This is a genomic window from Sphingomonas sp. G-3-2-10 (genome assembly GCF_012927115.1).
GTDB lineage: Bacteria > Pseudomonadota > Alphaproteobacteria > Sphingomonadales > Sphingomonadaceae > Sphingomonas.
Window position 1 is genome coordinate 2,251,122 of sequence record NZ_JABBFY010000001.1, and the last position, 14,543, is coordinate 2,265,664.

The 14,543-nt window shown below is 66.3% G+C and carries 17 protein-coding genes; 1 reads left to right on the forward strand and 16 read right to left on the reverse strand.

The window, feature by feature from the left end; translation table 11 throughout:
- Positions 1-28: 28 nt before the first annotated feature.
- The 5 genes from HHL13_RS11205 to HHL13_RS11225 form a co-directional block, all read right to left on the reverse strand.
- The gene (locus HHL13_RS11205; RefSeq protein WP_169555740.1) at positions 29-799 is read right to left on the reverse strand and encodes a hypothetical protein; all 771 of its coding nucleotides are present in this window, start codon (positions 797-799) and stop codon (positions 29-31) included.
- 46 nt (positions 800-845) lie between these two features.
- Positions 846-1,574, reverse strand: a complete 729-nt coding sequence (locus tag HHL13_RS11210; RefSeq protein WP_169555741.1) for a DUF4230 domain-containing protein — start codon at positions 1,572-1,574, stop codon at positions 846-848.
- A complete protein-coding gene (locus tag HHL13_RS11215; RefSeq protein WP_169555742.1) occupies positions 1,556-2,416 on the reverse strand; it encodes an MBL fold metallo-hydrolase in 861 nt (286 codons plus the stop codon). Before HHL13_RS11215 ends, HHL13_RS11210 begins: the two co-directional genes overlap by 19 nt.
- Before the next feature lie 207 nt (positions 2,417-2,623).
- Positions 2,624-4,294 carry a M56 family metallopeptidase gene (locus HHL13_RS11220; RefSeq protein WP_169555743.1) on the reverse strand — a complete coding sequence of 557 codons (1,671 nt, stop codon included), beginning with the start codon at positions 4,292-4,294 and terminating at the stop codon, positions 2,624-2,626.
- Positions 4,291-4,659 carry a BlaI/MecI/CopY family transcriptional regulator gene (locus tag HHL13_RS11225; protein WP_169555744.1) on the reverse strand — a complete coding sequence of 123 codons (369 nt, stop codon included), beginning with the start codon at positions 4,657-4,659 and terminating at the stop codon, positions 4,291-4,293. The genes HHL13_RS11220 and HHL13_RS11225 overlap by 4 nt, the downstream gene beginning before the upstream one ends.
- A gap of 380 nt (positions 4,660-5,039) precedes the next feature.
- Between HHL13_RS11225 and HHL13_RS11230 the strand changes: the two genes are divergently transcribed.
- Positions 5,040-6,227: a hypothetical protein gene (locus tag HHL13_RS11230; protein WP_169555745.1), complete on the forward strand. Its 1,188-nt coding sequence runs from the start codon at positions 5,040-5,042 to the stop codon at positions 6,225-6,227.
- Here HHL13_RS11230 and HHL13_RS11235 read toward each other — a convergent pair.
- The 11 genes from HHL13_RS11235 to HHL13_RS11285 form a co-directional block, all read right to left on the reverse strand.
- Positions 6,191-7,453: a glycosyltransferase gene (locus HHL13_RS11235; protein ID WP_240953684.1), complete on the reverse strand. Its 1,263-nt coding sequence runs from the start codon at positions 7,451-7,453 to the stop codon at positions 6,191-6,193. The genes HHL13_RS11230 and HHL13_RS11235 overlap by 37 nt on opposite strands.
- A 21-nt stretch (positions 7,454-7,474) precedes the next feature.
- A complete protein-coding gene (gene grxD, locus HHL13_RS11240; protein WP_169555746.1) occupies positions 7,475-7,807 on the reverse strand; it encodes a Grx4 family monothiol glutaredoxin in 333 nt (110 codons plus the stop codon).
- Positions 7,808-7,812: 5 nt separating this feature from the next.
- A complete protein-coding gene (locus HHL13_RS11245; protein ID WP_169555747.1) occupies positions 7,813-8,052 on the reverse strand; it encodes a BolA family transcriptional regulator in 240 nt (79 codons plus the stop codon).
- A gap of 1 nt (position 8,053) precedes the next feature.
- The gene (locus HHL13_RS11250) at positions 8,054-8,377 is read right to left on the reverse strand and encodes a DUF1476 domain-containing protein (RefSeq protein WP_169555748.1); all 324 of its coding nucleotides are present in this window, start codon (positions 8,375-8,377) and stop codon (positions 8,054-8,056) included.
- A gap of 80 nt (positions 8,378-8,457) precedes the next feature.
- Positions 8,458-9,459, reverse strand: coding sequence for an NADPH:quinone oxidoreductase family protein (locus HHL13_RS11255; RefSeq protein ID WP_206376903.1), 1,002 nt, complete (start codon positions 9,457-9,459; stop codon positions 8,458-8,460).
- On the reverse strand, positions 9,422-10,051 hold the full coding sequence (gene leuD, locus HHL13_RS11260; RefSeq protein ID WP_169555749.1) for a 3-isopropylmalate dehydratase small subunit: 630 nt from the start codon (positions 10,049-10,051) through the stop codon (positions 9,422-9,424). Before leuD ends, HHL13_RS11255 begins: the two co-directional genes overlap by 38 nt.
- Positions 10,052-10,175: 124 nt before the next feature.
- Positions 10,176-10,313: a hypothetical protein gene (locus HHL13_RS11265; protein WP_169555750.1), complete on the reverse strand. Its 138-nt coding sequence runs from the start codon at positions 10,311-10,313 to the stop codon at positions 10,176-10,178.
- Between the two features lie 15 nt (positions 10,314-10,328).
- Positions 10,329-11,768, reverse strand: coding sequence for a 3-isopropylmalate dehydratase large subunit (gene leuC, locus HHL13_RS11270; protein WP_169555751.1), 1,440 nt, complete (start codon positions 11,766-11,768; stop codon positions 10,329-10,331).
- A 66-nt stretch (positions 11,769-11,834) separates the two neighbouring features.
- Positions 11,835-12,677 carry a c-type cytochrome gene (locus tag HHL13_RS11275; protein WP_169555752.1) on the reverse strand — a complete coding sequence of 281 codons (843 nt, stop codon included), beginning with the start codon at positions 12,675-12,677 and terminating at the stop codon, positions 11,835-11,837.
- A complete protein-coding gene (locus tag HHL13_RS11280) occupies positions 12,677-13,639 on the reverse strand; it encodes an NAD(P)-dependent oxidoreductase (protein WP_169555753.1) in 963 nt (320 codons plus the stop codon). The genes HHL13_RS11275 and HHL13_RS11280 overlap by 1 nt, the downstream gene beginning before the upstream one ends.
- A 227-nt stretch (positions 13,640-13,866) precedes the next feature.
- Complete coding sequence (locus HHL13_RS11285) at positions 13,867-14,532, reverse strand: ferritin-like domain-containing protein (RefSeq protein ID WP_169555754.1); 666 nt, start codon at positions 14,530-14,532, stop codon at positions 13,867-13,869.
- Positions 14,533-14,543 lie beyond the last annotated feature (11 nt).

Sequence of the window (14,543 nt, forward strand, 5' to 3'; positions counted from 1 at the left end):
CCCAGCCCCCCGGATCAAGGCACAGAGGCTATAGGGGCGGGAAAGGCGGATATGCCAGCGGCGCCACCGTCGCGCCCGGCGTGCCGTCGGTTATGGCTTCGTAGAGCGCGATGCCCGCTCCGCCATTCCCGATCGTCTCGATTGCCAGCTGCATCGCGATCATCGCCGCGACGCCCCACCACCATGCGGGATGTACCCGGCCAGCGCGCATCAGATCAGCGAGAATTCCGACGACCGGCCAGATCATTATCGCCGCAAACACGCCCCAGCCGACATTGGGGATCATCAGCGGTGCGGGAAGCAGGCGGCCAAACGCCGGCGCAGTGAGCACCGCCATGCCGCAATAGATCAGCCGCCGATGCCACGCCGTGCGCCGCCGGTTGATCACGGCCGCGGCGACGAAACCGGCAAAAGTCAGCACCATCAGCGCGTTCATGACGAGGAAATAGGCCGGCAGGAAGAAGAAGGGCGCGGCCCCGCGCTGGACCATCACCACCGTGGTATAGATGCCGATAGGGACCATCGCGACCGCCCAGCCCACCGCGATCCAGCCCAGCCGCCGGTGCAGCGCCAGATTGTCACGCGAGACGAGAATATTCTGGAGCAGGTAGATCAGCACCCAGCCGAAGAAGAACACCGCATGGACATGGATGTGCAGCGGTGCGCCGAAGCTGGACCGGCCCATCGCCGCCTGCAGCGAGAATCCCGCGACCATCACGATTGCCATCGCGACCGCGACCCGCAGGAAAAATCGCTGGTCGCGCGGCAGGTCCCGCACGGTATCGATAAGCGTTGCCATCAAATCCCCCTCGGATCGCGATGCCGATCGAGGAGACTGTGCCCGGCTAGTTCCGGTTTGCCAACACGTCCTCGGGACGCCGCGACATATCCCATATCTCGCGGTTGCTGCGATCGCCCTCGTCGGCGAAGCGCACGACGACAGTCGGGCTCAGCCCGGCGGCGCGCAGCGGCAGCAGGAAGTTGTTCTCCACCGCGCGCCGGGTCGCGTCGCGCGCCATCCGCATCGGCACGGGCTCGCGCGCCTGGCGCACCAGTTCGGCCCGCGCGGCCTGACGGTTCGCAGCGTCGAGCTTCTCCTCGGCGTCGGTCAGCGACATCAGGATGCCGCCTTCGCCATATTCGCGGATCTGGTCGATATCGACATCGGGGCCGATCACTTCGACCGGCGGCAGGATCACGGTCAGCGTGTTGCTGCCCGCGTCCCAGCTCACATCGCTGTCCTTCAGCTTCGACAGATCGACTTCGTAGCGGACACTGCCGGGCATGATCAGCGTCTTCTGCGCGGTCAGGCCCAGCCGGCTCTGCTTCGAAGTCACCACCGCGACATAGCGCGCGGCAAAGGTCGAAAGCCGGTTCTGCTCGCGCAGCCCCTGCAGGCTCGACGACGCCACCGTCACCGGATCAGGCGAGAGAAAACGTTTCTTCAGGCTGTCGCCAAGGAACCAGAAGCCCGCCGCGATCGCGGCAAGGATCAGCAGGGCAAGGATCAGCGCATTGATACAGCCACCGATGCCGCTGCCGCGCCTGCGTTCGGTCACGCCGCCATCTTCCATGTGTCGCCCTCCCCCTGCACGATACCGCGCGCGCGCAGATCGATCAGGTGCGCCTCCACCGATCGCGCCGCGGCGCCGTTCAGCCGCGGATCGAGCCCGACATACATGCGTGCGACCATAGCGGGGATCTCGGTCACCTCCTCCTTCAGCAAACGCAGTATCTGCCCTTCGCGTTGCTTGCGGTGCCCGATCAGCCCGCGGACGAAGCGATGCGGCTTCTCCACCGGATCGCCATGCGCGGGATAGTAGATCCTGTCCTGCTCGCGCGCCATCAGCTTGGCGAGGCTCTCCATGAACATCGCCATGTCGCCGTCGGGCGGAGCGATCACGGTCGTCGACCAGCCCATCACATGATCGCCGGTGAACAATGCGCCATTCTCGCGCAGGGCGTAGCAGAGATGGTTCGAAGTATGTCCCGGCGTGGCCACTGCTTCGATCGTCCAGCCTTCACCCGACAGCGTCTCGCCATCGGCCAGCACCCGATCCGGCGCATAGTCGCGGTCGAACGCCGCATCGGCGCGCGGCCCGCTATCGCTCAGCGCCAGCGGCGCGCAGCCGATGATCGGCGCACCGGTCAGCACCTTGAGCGGCGCGGCGGCGGGGCTGTGGTCGCGATGGGTGTGGGTGCACAGGATCGCCACGACCGGGCGGCCGGCGATCGCCTGCATCAGCGCGTCGAGATGCGCGGGCTCGTCGGGACCCGGATCGATCACCGCGAGATCGCTGGTGCCGACCAGATAGGTCTCGGTGCCGGTATAGGTATAGGGCGAGGGATTGGGCGCGATGATCCGCGTCACCAGGGCATCGAGCGCTTGCGCCACGCCGGTCGGAGCATCGATCATGCCGTGGATGTGGCCGCTTGCGCCCGCGAAGACAAGAGCGGGGCCGGAACGTTAGACGGGGCCGGCTGCGAAGGAGAGCAGCCGGCCCCGTCTGGAGGCATCCGTGAAAGGGGCAATATCCCGAATGCCTCCCCCTTGGTTGGGACCGTCTCCCCTCCCCGAAGAGCCGGTCCCGGATCGATCCCGCAGGGGATCAATCGCTAACCCTTAATCCTTGTCTTTCGCATCCTTCTCGACCTGCGCGATCGCTTCATCGATGCCGCGCAGCGCTTCGCGCTTCTTGTCGGGCGAGAGCGTGGTGTCGCGCTCGATCGAGGTGCGCGCGTGGCGCAGGCCCAGCAGCGCGCTGCGCAGGCCGGAGTCACGGGCGCGGAGTGCAATCACCCGGGCTTCGCCGGCGCGGACCCGGGCGCGCTCGCCCTCGGCCATCGCGACATGCGACACGCGATTGGTGCAGATGATCACGACATGCTTCTTGCCGTCGCGGGCCGGGCGGTCGATCACCATCTCGCCATTGCCGTCGCCCGACTTGCAGTCGCCCGACTGGATGTCCGGGATCATCGCGGCGATCTCGGCTTCGCTCGGCATCTCGACCCGGTCGCCGCCATCGCGGCGAACCATCACCACGCGGTGCGGCTTGCCATCCTTGCCCTTGGCGTCTTCCTTGCCGTCGCTGGTATAGGTGTAGGTATAGACCCGGCGCTCGACCTTGGGCGCATCCGGCGCCGCGGGGGCGTCCTGAGCAAGTGCAGCAGGCGCCTCAGGAGCAGCAGCCGGCGCCTTGGGCGGCGGCGGAGCGTCCTGAGCGGTCAGGACGATGCCGGTCGCGGCCTCGACCTTCGAGGTGATCTGCTCGGCCGCCTGGCTGCCCGAGGCGGTCAGCCCCAGCGCGGCGGCGGACAGGCCGCCCAGACCCAGCGTGCCGACGATCAGGCGGAGCGGCGAATTCCTGTTGGTCTTCGAAAGCATGCGTAACCTCCCTTTGACTTCATTTATCGTGTGCAGATGACATGCCGCCGAGACCGCACCCCCATGCGCGGACTTGACGATTGCGCGCCCATAGGCATGGCGCAGCGCGGCTTCGCGGCCGGCGAGCACAAGCGCGTCGCAGGCCATTTCCTGATCGGCGCGAAAGGCGCGGAAGGCCCTCCAGGCGACCGGGTTGAACCAATGCAGGGCAAGCACGATCAGGGCGACCCAGTTGGCGATCAGATCGCCGCGGACATGGTGTCCCAGCTCATGGGCCAGCGCGAGATCGCGCTCCTGCTCGTCGTAGCGCTCCGAGAAATCGCGCGGAAAGGCGACATATTTGCGCCAGATGCCGAAGGCGAGCGGACCGTGCGCCGCATCGGTCTCGATCACGCGCACCTTGCCCTCTGCCACGGTGCGATCGACCCGCGCCCGGCTGAGCAATTTCGCGCAGAAGCGGCTGTGCGCGATCAGATGATAGGCGAGGAAGCCCAGCGCCCCGATCGCCCACACGCCGAGCAGCAGCATGAAGATCGTGGGACCGTTCTCGACCGCGACGGGCGGCACCACCGCGAAATTCGCATGGCTGCCCGCAATCTCGATCGTGCCCTGCGCCACGGCGCTATGCGCCAGCTCGACGGGCATCGTATCGGCGTTGAGCACGCCCATCGCCACGCCGGGGCCATCCACCGCCTCGCGGGTCAACGGCTCGAGGAAGCTGGTCAATTGCCATTCGCCCTCCAGCGGCGGCAACGCCAGCCGGATCACCGGCAACAGCCACAGCGCATAGGCCATGGTCGGCCCGAACGCCCGGCGGACGGGTCCCCGGAGCAGCAGCACCAGCACCATCAGCAAGGTGGTGGCGACGAAGGTTTCGAAGACCCAGCTCATGATTCCAGGGGCCATCATGACTTGAGATCCTTCAGCAGCGCCTCGATCTCAGCAATATCCTGATCGGTGATCTCGTCACGCTCGGCGAGATGCGCGACCAGCGGGGTCAGCTTGCCGCCGAACAGCCGGTCCATCAGCTTGCGCGATTCGCCCGCGACATAGTCGGCGCGCTCGACCAGCGGGCGGTACAGATAGCGCCGCCCCTCTTCCTGATGCGCGATCACGTCCTTGGCGAGCAGCCGGCCCAGCAGGGTCTTGACCGTGTTGGCGCTCCAGCCGCGTTCGGCGGGCACGCGTTCGGCCACTTCCTGCGCAGTGAGCGGGGACTTGTCCCACAACACTTCCATCACGGCATGTTCCGCGTCGCTGATCCGTTCGGTCATTTCGCCCTCTTAATGACTACGTCTGTAATCGTTGATTACATCTGTAATCGCAAGCGTGAATGCTGGCTGAACGAAATCTGTCAGCCGTTCAGGACTGGGCATTTGTGGCGGGTGGAGCCTGAAATGTCGGACGGCTTTACAACCTTCATCATGCCGCAAGTGACGTTAACCATCGTAACCCGCGGTACTCCGCCACTGGCCACAACTGGCACGCCTTCTGCAGAGTATAAGGCACCCCGAGCGTTCAGCGCTTCATTCAGGGCGGGTCGACCAGCTTCAACGGTCTCGCGTCGACCCGCCCGCCCCGGGCTTCCCCCTCTCCCCTTCCGCAAATCGTACCTGCTGGTGTACGCAGGTTCGGATCATGGTGGGGGCAAGCAATGACCGATCTTCCCGCGACTCAGCCGCAGGCCGGCCCGCCGCTCGCGCCGGGCAAGGGCCTTGCGGCGTCGGCAAAGGCCGGCGCGCTCAGGATGCTGGGCAAGGCGAAGATCGAAGCGGGCGAGGCAATCGAAGCGGTCGGCGTGTCGGTCCAACGGCTGCACATGCGCATCCTGCTGATCGTCGCGGGGCTGTTGCTGATGCTGTTCCTCGGCGCACTGTTCCGCAGCTGGGGCCTGCTCTGGGTCAACTACATCCTGATCGCCCTGTTCGGGCTGGGCGCGATCTACGCCTTTCTCCAGCCGGTGCATGTCGCGGGGATGCTCGCAGTGGGCGGGGGCGTCGCGGTGATCCGCGACATGGGAGCCGCGGGCAATGCCCTGCTTGGCTATGCGAAGATCCTCGGGCGGATATTTCTGGCCTTCCTGATCCCGCTGCTGCTGTTCGCGCTGGCGCCGGGGGACCGCTCACTGGGATCGTCACTGCCCTTCATCGTGCTGGCGCCGGTAGTGGTGCTGGCGATGTGGCTGTTCGGGCGGCTGGCCCCCAGGGTCGAGACGTTCGTGTTCATCGCCCTGCCCCTGCTCGCGCTGACGATCGCGGTGAGCAACATGCTGATCCCCGAACGGATGCTCGCCGCGCTGGGCATCCCCGCATGGCTGCGCACCGGACGGCCGCAGGACGAGGAACTCGCCCGGCTCGAAACGCTGATGGAGAAGCGCCGCAACGAAGCCCAGGCCGCGCAACTTCGCGAGATTCGCGGCAAGCTGGAACGGAACGAACCGCTGACCGACGCCGATCTCGCGGTGGTGGCGCAGGCGCAGAAGGATCGCGTGACGCTGACCGGCTGGTTCGGCGACCGCTACAAGGATGTCGAGGCGCGGGTCGCGAAATGGAGTGAAGCCAAGGCCGCACCCAAGCCCGCGATTCCCGCCGGCGGCACGCTGAGCGTGCCATCGAAGGGCTGGTCCGCGACGGTCGCGATACCGGCCGGGCTCACGCTGTGCATGCCCGCGACCCACCGGGTGCAGTGTCACCCCGCGGGCAAGGATGCGGGACTATGGCATGAAGGCGCTGCCCGCTGCACGGGGACGGCGATCGACGGCAAACGCTTCCGCGCGCGCCGCGGCACCCAGTCGCTGCGCTACAGCTACGTCCCCGCCGGAAGCACCTGTCCGGCGACATAGTGCCCCGCGCGGACGCGGCGGGCGGCACGTCGCATCGCCGCGGGATAGATGCGGTCGAACAATTGCGAGAAGGTCCGCTGCCAGCAATAGTCGCGCGTCGCCGCTTCGCGTGCCCGCGCGCCCATCGCATTATGATCGCCACGCCACAGCGTCGCGACATTCGCCGCCATTGCGGCGGCGTCGCCCGGCGGTCCGAGCAGCCCCAGCCCGGAGGGAACGCGATCGGGCATCGCGCCGCCGGCGACGCCCACCACCGGCAACCCGCAGGCCTGCGCCTCGATCACCGAGATGCCGAACGTCTCGTCGGCCATGCCCGAGACGTAGATGTCCGACGACGCCAGCGCCCGCGCCAGCCCCGCGCGGTCCTGCACGAAGCCGGGGAACACGACCGGCAGGCCTCGGCTTTCCTCGATCAGCTTCGCGCGCAGCTTGCCGTCGCCCACCATAACCATCGACGCGCCAAGCTCGCGCGGCAGGCGGCGGAACATCGCGAGCAACAGGTCGGCGCGCTTCTCGTTGTCGATCCGTCCGGCATAGATCAGCAGCGGCCCGGTCTCGGGCAACCCAAGTGACGCCCGGTAACCGGGATCGCGCGCTTCGGGCGTGAACACCGCGGCATCCACACCGAGCGGCAACCGGCTGGTGCGGTCGATCCCCAGCGCCGCCAGGCGCGCACGGGCATCGTCGCTCAGCGTGTAAACCCAGTCGAACTCGCGGTAGAGCCGCGCCGCGTAGCGATAGGCCAGGTCGCGCAGCAGCCGCGCCGGGGTCTCACCGAATAGTTCGGCGCCGACGCGATAGACATGGGCATTGGGAAAATCGGTGCGGTATCCCGCGACCAGCGCGGTCTGCGGGAAGTAGCGGCGATGATGCACCGCGCTCCAGGGCAGCAGCCACGGACACAGCGATTCGATCACGTCGGGCCGGAATCGCGCCAGCAGCGCGCGGACCTTGCCGGTGCGCAGGATGAACCGGTAATCGGGGCTGCCCGGCACCTGCCCAGCGCGAACCTGAGCGAAGATGTGCCGGCCCCGCTCGATCACCCGGTCCTCGGGACCCGGCACGATCTGCAGCAGACGGTGCGGCGTGGACCGGAGCACATAATCGCGCTTTTCACGCAAATAGGTGCTGATCCCGCCGCCCGCACTGGACGAATAGCTCTGCGTCAGATCGCAGATCAGCAATGAACGATGCGCCCGGAACGCGGCGCTGCTTTCGATACTCAAACCCGTCCCGACTCCGTGACGTTATGCCGATTGCACAACGCCCTTGTCGGTGAATAGCTGCGACAGCTCGCCGGATTCGTACATTTCCATCATGATGTCCGATCCGCCGACGAACTCCCCCTTCACATAGAGCTGGGGGATGGTCGGCCAGTCCGAAAACGCCTTGATGCCCTGGCGGACGCCCTGATCCTGCAGCACGTCGACGCTTTCGAATTCGACGCCGAGATGATTGAGGATCGAGATGGCGCGGTTCGAAAAGCCGCACTGGGGAAACAGCGGGCTGCCCTTCATGAACAGCAACACGTCGTTCGAATCGACGAGCTCCTGGATGCGGGCCTGCGTGTCGTCGCTCATTTGTCTTACTCCTCGGCCGGCGCTTCGGTGGTGAGCTGGAGAGCGTGGAGCACGCCGCCCATGCGCCCGCCCAGCGCCGCATATACTGCCTGATGCTGCCGTACGCGCGGCATCCCCTTGAACATGGGAGCGACGACGCGTGCCGCATAATGATCGCCATCGCCGGCAAGGTCGGTGATCTCGACGCGGGCATCGGGGATGCCCGCGCGGATCAGATCCTCGATCTCGGCCGCGGCCATCGGCATGTTACTTGGCTTCCATCAGCTGGCGGCGGGCTTCGACGGTCTGCTCGTCGAGCGCGCGGCGCACGGCGGCGTCATCGGTCTCGACGCCGGCCGCGAGCAGATCGCCCAGCAGCTTGCGGATCACGTCTTCGTCGCCGGCTTCCTCGAAGTCGGCCTGCACCACAGCCTTGGCATAGGCGTCGGTCTCTTCCGGGGTCAGGCCCATCTGCGCCGCGGCCCACTGGCCGACCAGACGGTTGCGGCGCGCGGTGATGCGGAACGCCATGTCCTCGTCCCGGGCGTACTTCGCCTCGAATGCCTTTTCGCGATCGTCGAAACTGGTCATGACTACCCCTGAGCGTTGGTTTGGCCCGAGATAGGAGGGCGATGCCGGTAGGGCAACCTCTCAGACGGTCAGAGTCCGCACTAGTCCGCCACCTTCACCACCAGCTTTCCGATCGCGTCGCGCGCGGCCATCTTCGCGATCGCCTTGCCGCCATCGGCCAGGGCGAACACCTCGGTCACGCTCGGCGCGATCCTGCCCTCGCTCCACAGGCGGAAAAGGTGATCGACATGCGCCTGATTGGCCTTCGGATCCCGCGCCGCGAACGCGCCCCAGAACACGCCGCACACATCGCAGCTCTTCAGCAGCGTCAGGTTGAGCGGCAGTTTCGGGATGCCCGCCGGGAAGCCGACGACCAGATAGCGCCCTTCCCAGGCGATCGACCGCAGCGCAGGCTCGGCATAGTCGCCGCCGACCGGATCGTAGATCACATCCGCGCCCGCCGGGCCGACCGCTGCCTTGAACTGTTCGGCCAGCGCCTTGCTCTGATCCCTGTCGAACGGTGCGCGCGGATAGACGATCGTCACGTCCGCGCCGGCCGCCTTCGCCGCTTCGGCCTTGGCTTGCGACGAGACCGCCGCGACCACCCGGGCGCCGAACGCCTTGCCCAGCTCGATCGCCGCCAGCCCGACGCCGCCCGCCGCGCCGAGGATCAGCAGCGTATGGCCTTCCTTCAGATGCCCGCGATCGACCAGCGCGTGGATCGTCGTGGCATAGGTCAGCAGCAGCGCCGCGCCTTCCTCGAAGCTGCGACCCTCGGGCAGGCGGAACAGGCGCATCGCCTCGATCGCGATCTTGCCGACCAGCCCGCCATGCCCAGTCACCGCGACCACCCGGTCGCCGACGGCCCAGCCCTCGACACCCTCGCCGACGCTCTCGATCACGCCCGCGATCTCGCCGCCCGGCGCGAACGGGCGCGCGGGCTTGAACTGATATTTGTCCTCGATGATCAGGACGTCGGGGAAGTTGATCGAACAGGCCTTCACCGCGACCACCACTTGGCCCTTGCCGGCCACGGGATCGGGCAATTCCTCGAGCGTTAGAGTTTCAGGTCCGCCCGGCGCCTTCGACAGCAAAGCCTTCATGTCCGCTCCCAACCGTGATCCACGGGCGTTCAGCAGCGACACCCGACTCGAATTTCGAAATCGCGGTATCTCGGGCCAAGGTCAAGCCGATCTCGTCGAGACCCTGCATCAGGCAGTCGCGGCGGAACGGGTCCATCTCGAAGGCGAAGCGGTCCTGAAAGGGCGTGGTGACGGTCATCGTCTCGAGGTCGACGGTCACTTCGTCGGTCTTCGCGACTTCGACCAGCCGGTCGATCGCATCCTGCGGCAGCACCACGGCGACGATGCCGTTCTTGAACGCATTGCCAGAGAAGATGTCCGAATAGCTCGGTGCGATCACCACCTTGATACCCAGATCGGCCAGCGCCCAGGCGGCATGTTCGCGGCTCGACCCGCAGCCGAAATTGTCGCCGGCGATCAGGATCGGCGAACCGGCATAACGCGGATCGTCGAAGATATTGCCGGGCTCGGCGCGCACCGTCTCGAACGCGCCCTTGCCCAGTCCGGTGCGCGTGGTCGTCTTCAGCCAGTGCGCCGGAATGATGATGTCGGTGTCGATATTCTTCGCGCCCCAGGGATAGGCGTGGCCTTGGACGGTGCGGACGGGTTCCATCAGCGGGTGACCTCCGGATGCGGCACGGCGCGCGCCATCACGGCGCGTCCGCAGGGATTGGAAATGGGTGCAGGCCGGCGCGCGGACAGCACGCCTGCGGAAATCCGGCAGTGAACGCCCGTCGTCAGATCCGCGAAGCGAACTTCGCCGAACCGGCTTCGATCTTGCTCGGGCCGTCGGTCGCGCGAGCCGTGGCCGAATAGGCCGCCGCCGCGCCACACAGAATCGTCCCCGCAACCAGCAAAAACAGCGCACGCCTCATTGCGCATCCCCTTACTCACGGCTGCCGCGTCACCAGATCCCTGACGTCGGTCAGCCGCCCCGTTACTGCTGCTGCCGCGGCCATTGCCGGCGACACCAGATGCGTCCGGGCCCCCGGACCCTGCCTTCCTACAAAATTCCGATTCGAGGTGGAAGCACAACGTTGGCCACTAGGTACTTTATCGGGATTCATTGCGAGACACATCGAGCAGCCGGGCTCACGCCATTGGAATCCGGCCTCTTTGAAGATGCGATCGAGCCCCTCGGCTTCGGCCTGGCGCTTTACCAGCCCCGATCCGGGAACGATCAGCGCCTGGATGATTCCGTCCGCCACATGCCGCCCTTCGACCACCGCGGCGGCGGCGCGCAGATCCTCGATCCGGCTGTTGGTGCACGACCCGATGAAGACATGCTCGATCGGCACGTCCTGCATCGCCGTTCCCGGCGTCAGGCCCATATAGTCGAGCGACTTGCGCGCCGCGACGCGCTTGGAGGGATCGGCGAAGCTCTCGGGATCGGGCACGACGCCGGTGATCGGCACCACGTCCTCGGGGCTGGTGCCCCAGGTCAGCGACGGCGCGATATCGTTCGCGTGAAGCTGGACGCTGTGATCGTAGCGTGCGCCGGCATCGGTCGGCAGGGTGCGCCAATAGGCAACGGCGCGATCCCAATCCTCGCCCTTCGGCGCCATCGGGCGGCCCTTCAGATAGGCGTAGGTGGTTTCGTCCGGCGCGATCAGGCCGGCGCGCGCGCCGCCTTCGATCGACATGTTCGAGACGGTCAGCCGCCCTTCGATCGACATCGACCGGATCACGTCGCCGGTGAATTCGATGACATAGCCGGTGCCGCCCGCCGCGCCGATCTTGCCGATGATCGCCAGGATCACGTCCTTGGGACTGACTCCGAAGCCGAGCGACCCGTCGACGCGGATCTCCAGCGTCTTCGACTGGCGCAGCAGCAGCGTCTGCGTGGCGAAGACATGTTCGACTTCGCTGGTGCCGATGCCGAACGCCAGCGCACCCAGCGCGCCATGCGCCGAGGTATGGCTGTCGCCGCAGACCAAGGTGGTGCCCGGCAGGGTGAAGCCCTGTTCCGGTCCGATGACATGGACGATGCCCTGCTCGGCGGCAGTCGCGTCGATATAGCGGATGCCGAACTCGGCCGTGTTCCGGCGCAGCGCCGAAAGCTGGTTCGCGCTTTCCGGATCGGCGATCGGCAGTTCGTTGCCCGCTGCATCGACTCGCGCCGTGGTGGGCAGATTATGGTCGGGCACCGCCAGCGTCAGATCGGGCCGGCGCAGCTTGCGTCCGGCCGCGCGTAGCCCGTCGAACGCCTGCGGGCTCGTCACCTCGTGGATAAGGTGCCGGTCGATATAGACCAGACAGGTGCCATCAGCCTGACGCTCGACCACATGATCGGCCCAGATCTTCTCATACAGGGTGCGCGGACTCGCCATGCGCGCGGTCTAGTCGAATCGTGCGCGCCCGCAAGCGTCGCCGCAATTTTGCGTCGCCAAGCCCAGCTATCGCGCGGGCTGCGCCTCGGCCTGCTTCTTGAGATAGGCGTGGATCGCATCGATCTCCGGATCGGTCAGCACGGTGAAGCCGCCAAGCGCAGCCATCCGCATCAAGCCGAGATCGCGGTTGGTCATCCCCACGCCGGTGCGCAGCAGCTTGCGGAATGCCGCGGGTTCATAGGCAGCGGCGACCGTCGCCAGCGGCGGCACCATGCCCGATCCGTCGTCGGCAGGCCGCTCGCGATCGATCGCATGGCAGCCAAGGCACGAAGCCTGCACCACATATTGCCCCATGTCCGCCGGGCGCTTCTTCGGCGCGGCATGCTGGTCATGCGCGCTGCCCTGAAATGCACCGGCAAGCACCAGCGCCCGCCCCATCGGCCCGAACCGTGTCGGGAGCTGCTGGTCCTTCGGGCCGGGCTTCACCGTCCGGATCCACGCGATGATCCGGCCCATATCCTCGTCGGCGATATAGGCATGCGCCGCGCTGGGCATGACCCACAAGGTGGTGCCGTCGCGCCGGACGCCTTGCCGCACCGCGCGAACGATCTCGGCGTCGCTATAGGTGGCAGCGACCTTCGCGAAAGCGGGCGGCGCGACCCGCCCGATCATCGCGTCCTCGAACAGCACCAGCCCCTCGCCGTTCGGCCCGTGGCAATCGCGGCAACCCATTACCCGCGCGATCCGTCCGCCCTCGGCGATCGAAGCGGCATCCCTGGGCACCGCAATCTGCTCCAGCGGGGTCGCATGGCTGCGGCTCAACACCCATTGCGAGCCGCCATAGAGGATCGCGAGAGCGAGCAGGACGAGGCTTCCGAGCAGGATGCCGATCTTCTTGAGGATGCGCATCACAGGGCTCCCATCCGTTCCTTGGGCGAAACATAATCCGCATCGTGCGCAAAGGGCATCCCCCGCGCCTCGCGCAGCGCGTCGAGCACTTCGGCGAACCCGGATTCGCAGCGGAATCCCATCACCCGCTCGGCAAGGCTCGCGTCGTAAACCCGCCCGATCGAGCGCGGCAGTTGCCAGCCGCTGCGGGCATAAAGCGCGGCCGCGTCGGGGAAATATCGCGCGATCACGGCGGGGGCGTCGGCCTTGAGTTCGGCGCAGTCGTCGCGCGAAAAGGGCGTCGGCGCGGAAAGCACGAAGGTGCCGAAGCCGATATCCGGCGCCTTTTCCAGCGCCACCACATGCGCCCGCGCCGCATCCTCCACCGTCAGGCGGCGGTTGAGGAACTCGTTGGCCTTCATGTTCGCGCCGGTCAGCTCGCGATGCGTATCGTCTTCCTCGGGGAAGAAGCGCGCGGTGCGCAGCACCATGCACGCCATGCCATGCTCGAGATAGGCAAGGCGGCACAGATGCTCCGCGGCCAGCTTGGTCACGCCATAGATGTTGCGCGGCTCCAGCGGCCCGCTGGCTTCGTCGAGCCACACCGCCTGCGCCGCGCGCTCGTCGCGGATCGCCTGGGTGATCATCAGCGACGTGGTGGAGGTGAAGATGAAGCGGTCATGTCCCGCCCGCTCCGCGGCCTCCAGCAGGTTGAGCGTGCCGGTCACGTTGACGTCGATAAACGCCTGGCGGGGATAGCGCACGATGTCGGGCTTGTGCAGCGCGCCGCCGTGGATCACCGCTTCGATGCCCCGGTCGCCGAACAGGCGATGGACCAGCATCCGGTCGGCGACGCTGCCGACGATGTCGGTATCCGCGCCCGGCGCCACGTCCATCCCGGTCACGATATGCCCCGCCTCGCGCAGCATCGGCGCAAGGAAACGGCCAAGCCAGCCGGACGATCCTGTCAGTAGAATTCGCATTCGTGCAGGAGGCCCGGATCGCACACCTGAATCAACCCGTGCTGCGCCGAAAAATCGACGAAGGCGGCCGCGAAAGTTACATGCCAAAGCGATTCTAGGTAGAAAGACTCATCGTAGTTCGTCGCACTTGGCCAGCGCGTGATTTTCCGCGAATCGAGCGCCACGTACCGAGGATTAGGTTCCTGAGGACTTCGGGGCCGGGCTTCATCGCCCGGCCTTTTCCGTTTTCAGGCGATGGCAGGTGCCACCGGATCGCTCGCATCCGCCCAGTCGGTACGGCGCTTCAGCCACGGGTTCACGAACAGCAAAGGCAGTTTGAAGAACAGCAGTTCGGAGTGGATGAAAGTATCGATCCCCCGCTCCCACCATTTCGGGTCGCGCTTGCCATGCGCCTTCAGCCAGCCGTCATAGGGCGCCCAGTGGCTCGGTTCGTCGCGATGGACGATCTGGAAGATCTTCATCATCGCCTTGTCGTCGCGCACCAGCGGGTGCTTCAGCAGGATTTCGACCTGCTTGAACCCGCGCTGTTCGGTCAGCGAGATGACGCGGCACAATTTCTCGAACTGATCGTCCTCGGCGATGATCCGGTCGGTATCGAGATTGTCGATCGTCCGGCGGAACATGATCTCGACGAACCGGTCGATATGGCCGCAGGTGCGATCGACCTTGAGCGGCATCATGCCCTTCAGTTCGAACCAGCGCTTGAACATCACATAATGCCGGCGCTCGTCCTCGCGATGCTTTTCGATATCGGCGATCAACTGGGCGTCGTCCGGCGAACGCGCACGAACCGCCTCCAGCACGCGGTCGATGCTCGTATAGCCGCGATGCTCGTTATAGATGTAGATCGACGCCAGCAGATCGAGATAACGACGGCGAAAAGCATCAAACATTTGAAGAGGCT

Coding starts and splice junctions, on each gene's coding strand:
- HHL13_RS11205 (WP_169555740.1), bottom strand. CDS start 799: ATGGCAACGCTTATCGATACCGTGCGGGACCTGCCGCGCGACCAGCGA.
- HHL13_RS11210 (WP_169555741.1), bottom strand. CDS start 1,574: ATGGAAGATGGCGGCGTGACCGAACGCAGGCGCGGCAGCGGCATCGGT.
- HHL13_RS11215 (WP_169555742.1), bottom strand. CDS start 2,416: ATGATCGATGCTCCGACCGGCGTGGCGCAAGCGCTCGATGCCCTGGTG.
- HHL13_RS11220 (WP_169555743.1), bottom strand. CDS start 4,294: ATGATGGCCCCTGGAATCATGAGCTGGGTCTTCGAAACCTTCGTCGCC.
- HHL13_RS11225 (WP_169555744.1), bottom strand. CDS start 4,659: ATGACCGAACGGATCAGCGACGCGGAACATGCCGTGATGGAAGTGTTG.
- HHL13_RS11230 (WP_169555745.1), top strand. CDS start 5,040: ATGACCGATCTTCCCGCGACTCAGCCGCAGGCCGGCCCGCCGCTCGCG.
- grxD (WP_169555746.1), bottom strand. CDS start 7,807: ATGAGCGACGACACGCAGGCCCGCATCCAGGAGCTCGTCGATTCGAAC.
- HHL13_RS11245 (WP_169555747.1), bottom strand. CDS start 8,052: ATGCCGATGGCCGCGGCCGAGATCGAGGATCTGATCCGCGCGGGCATC.
- HHL13_RS11250 (WP_169555748.1), bottom strand. CDS start 8,377: ATGACCAGTTTCGACGATCGCGAAAAGGCATTCGAGGCGAAGTACGCC.
- HHL13_RS11255 (WP_206376903.1), bottom strand. CDS start 9,459: ATGAAGGCTTTGCTGTCGAAGGCGCCGGGCGGACCTGAAACTCTAACG.
- leuD (WP_169555749.1), bottom strand. CDS start 10,051: ATGGAACCCGTCCGCACCGTCCAAGGCCACGCCTATCCCTGGGGCGCG.
- HHL13_RS11265 (WP_169555750.1), bottom strand. CDS start 10,313: ATGAGGCGTGCGCTGTTTTTGCTGGTTGCGGGGACGATTCTGTGTGGC.
- leuC (WP_169555751.1), bottom strand. CDS start 11,768: ATGGCGAGTCCGCGCACCCTGTATGAGAAGATCTGGGCCGATCATGTG.
- HHL13_RS11275 (WP_169555752.1), bottom strand. CDS start 12,677: ATGCGCATCCTCAAGAAGATCGGCATCCTGCTCGGAAGCCTCGTCCTG.
- HHL13_RS11280 (WP_169555753.1), bottom strand. CDS start 13,639: ATGCGAATTCTACTGACAGGATCGTCCGGCTGGCTTGGCCGTTTCCTT.
- HHL13_RS11285 (WP_169555754.1), bottom strand. CDS start 14,532: ATGTTTGATGCTTTTCGCCGTCGTTATCTCGATCTGCTGGCGTCGATC.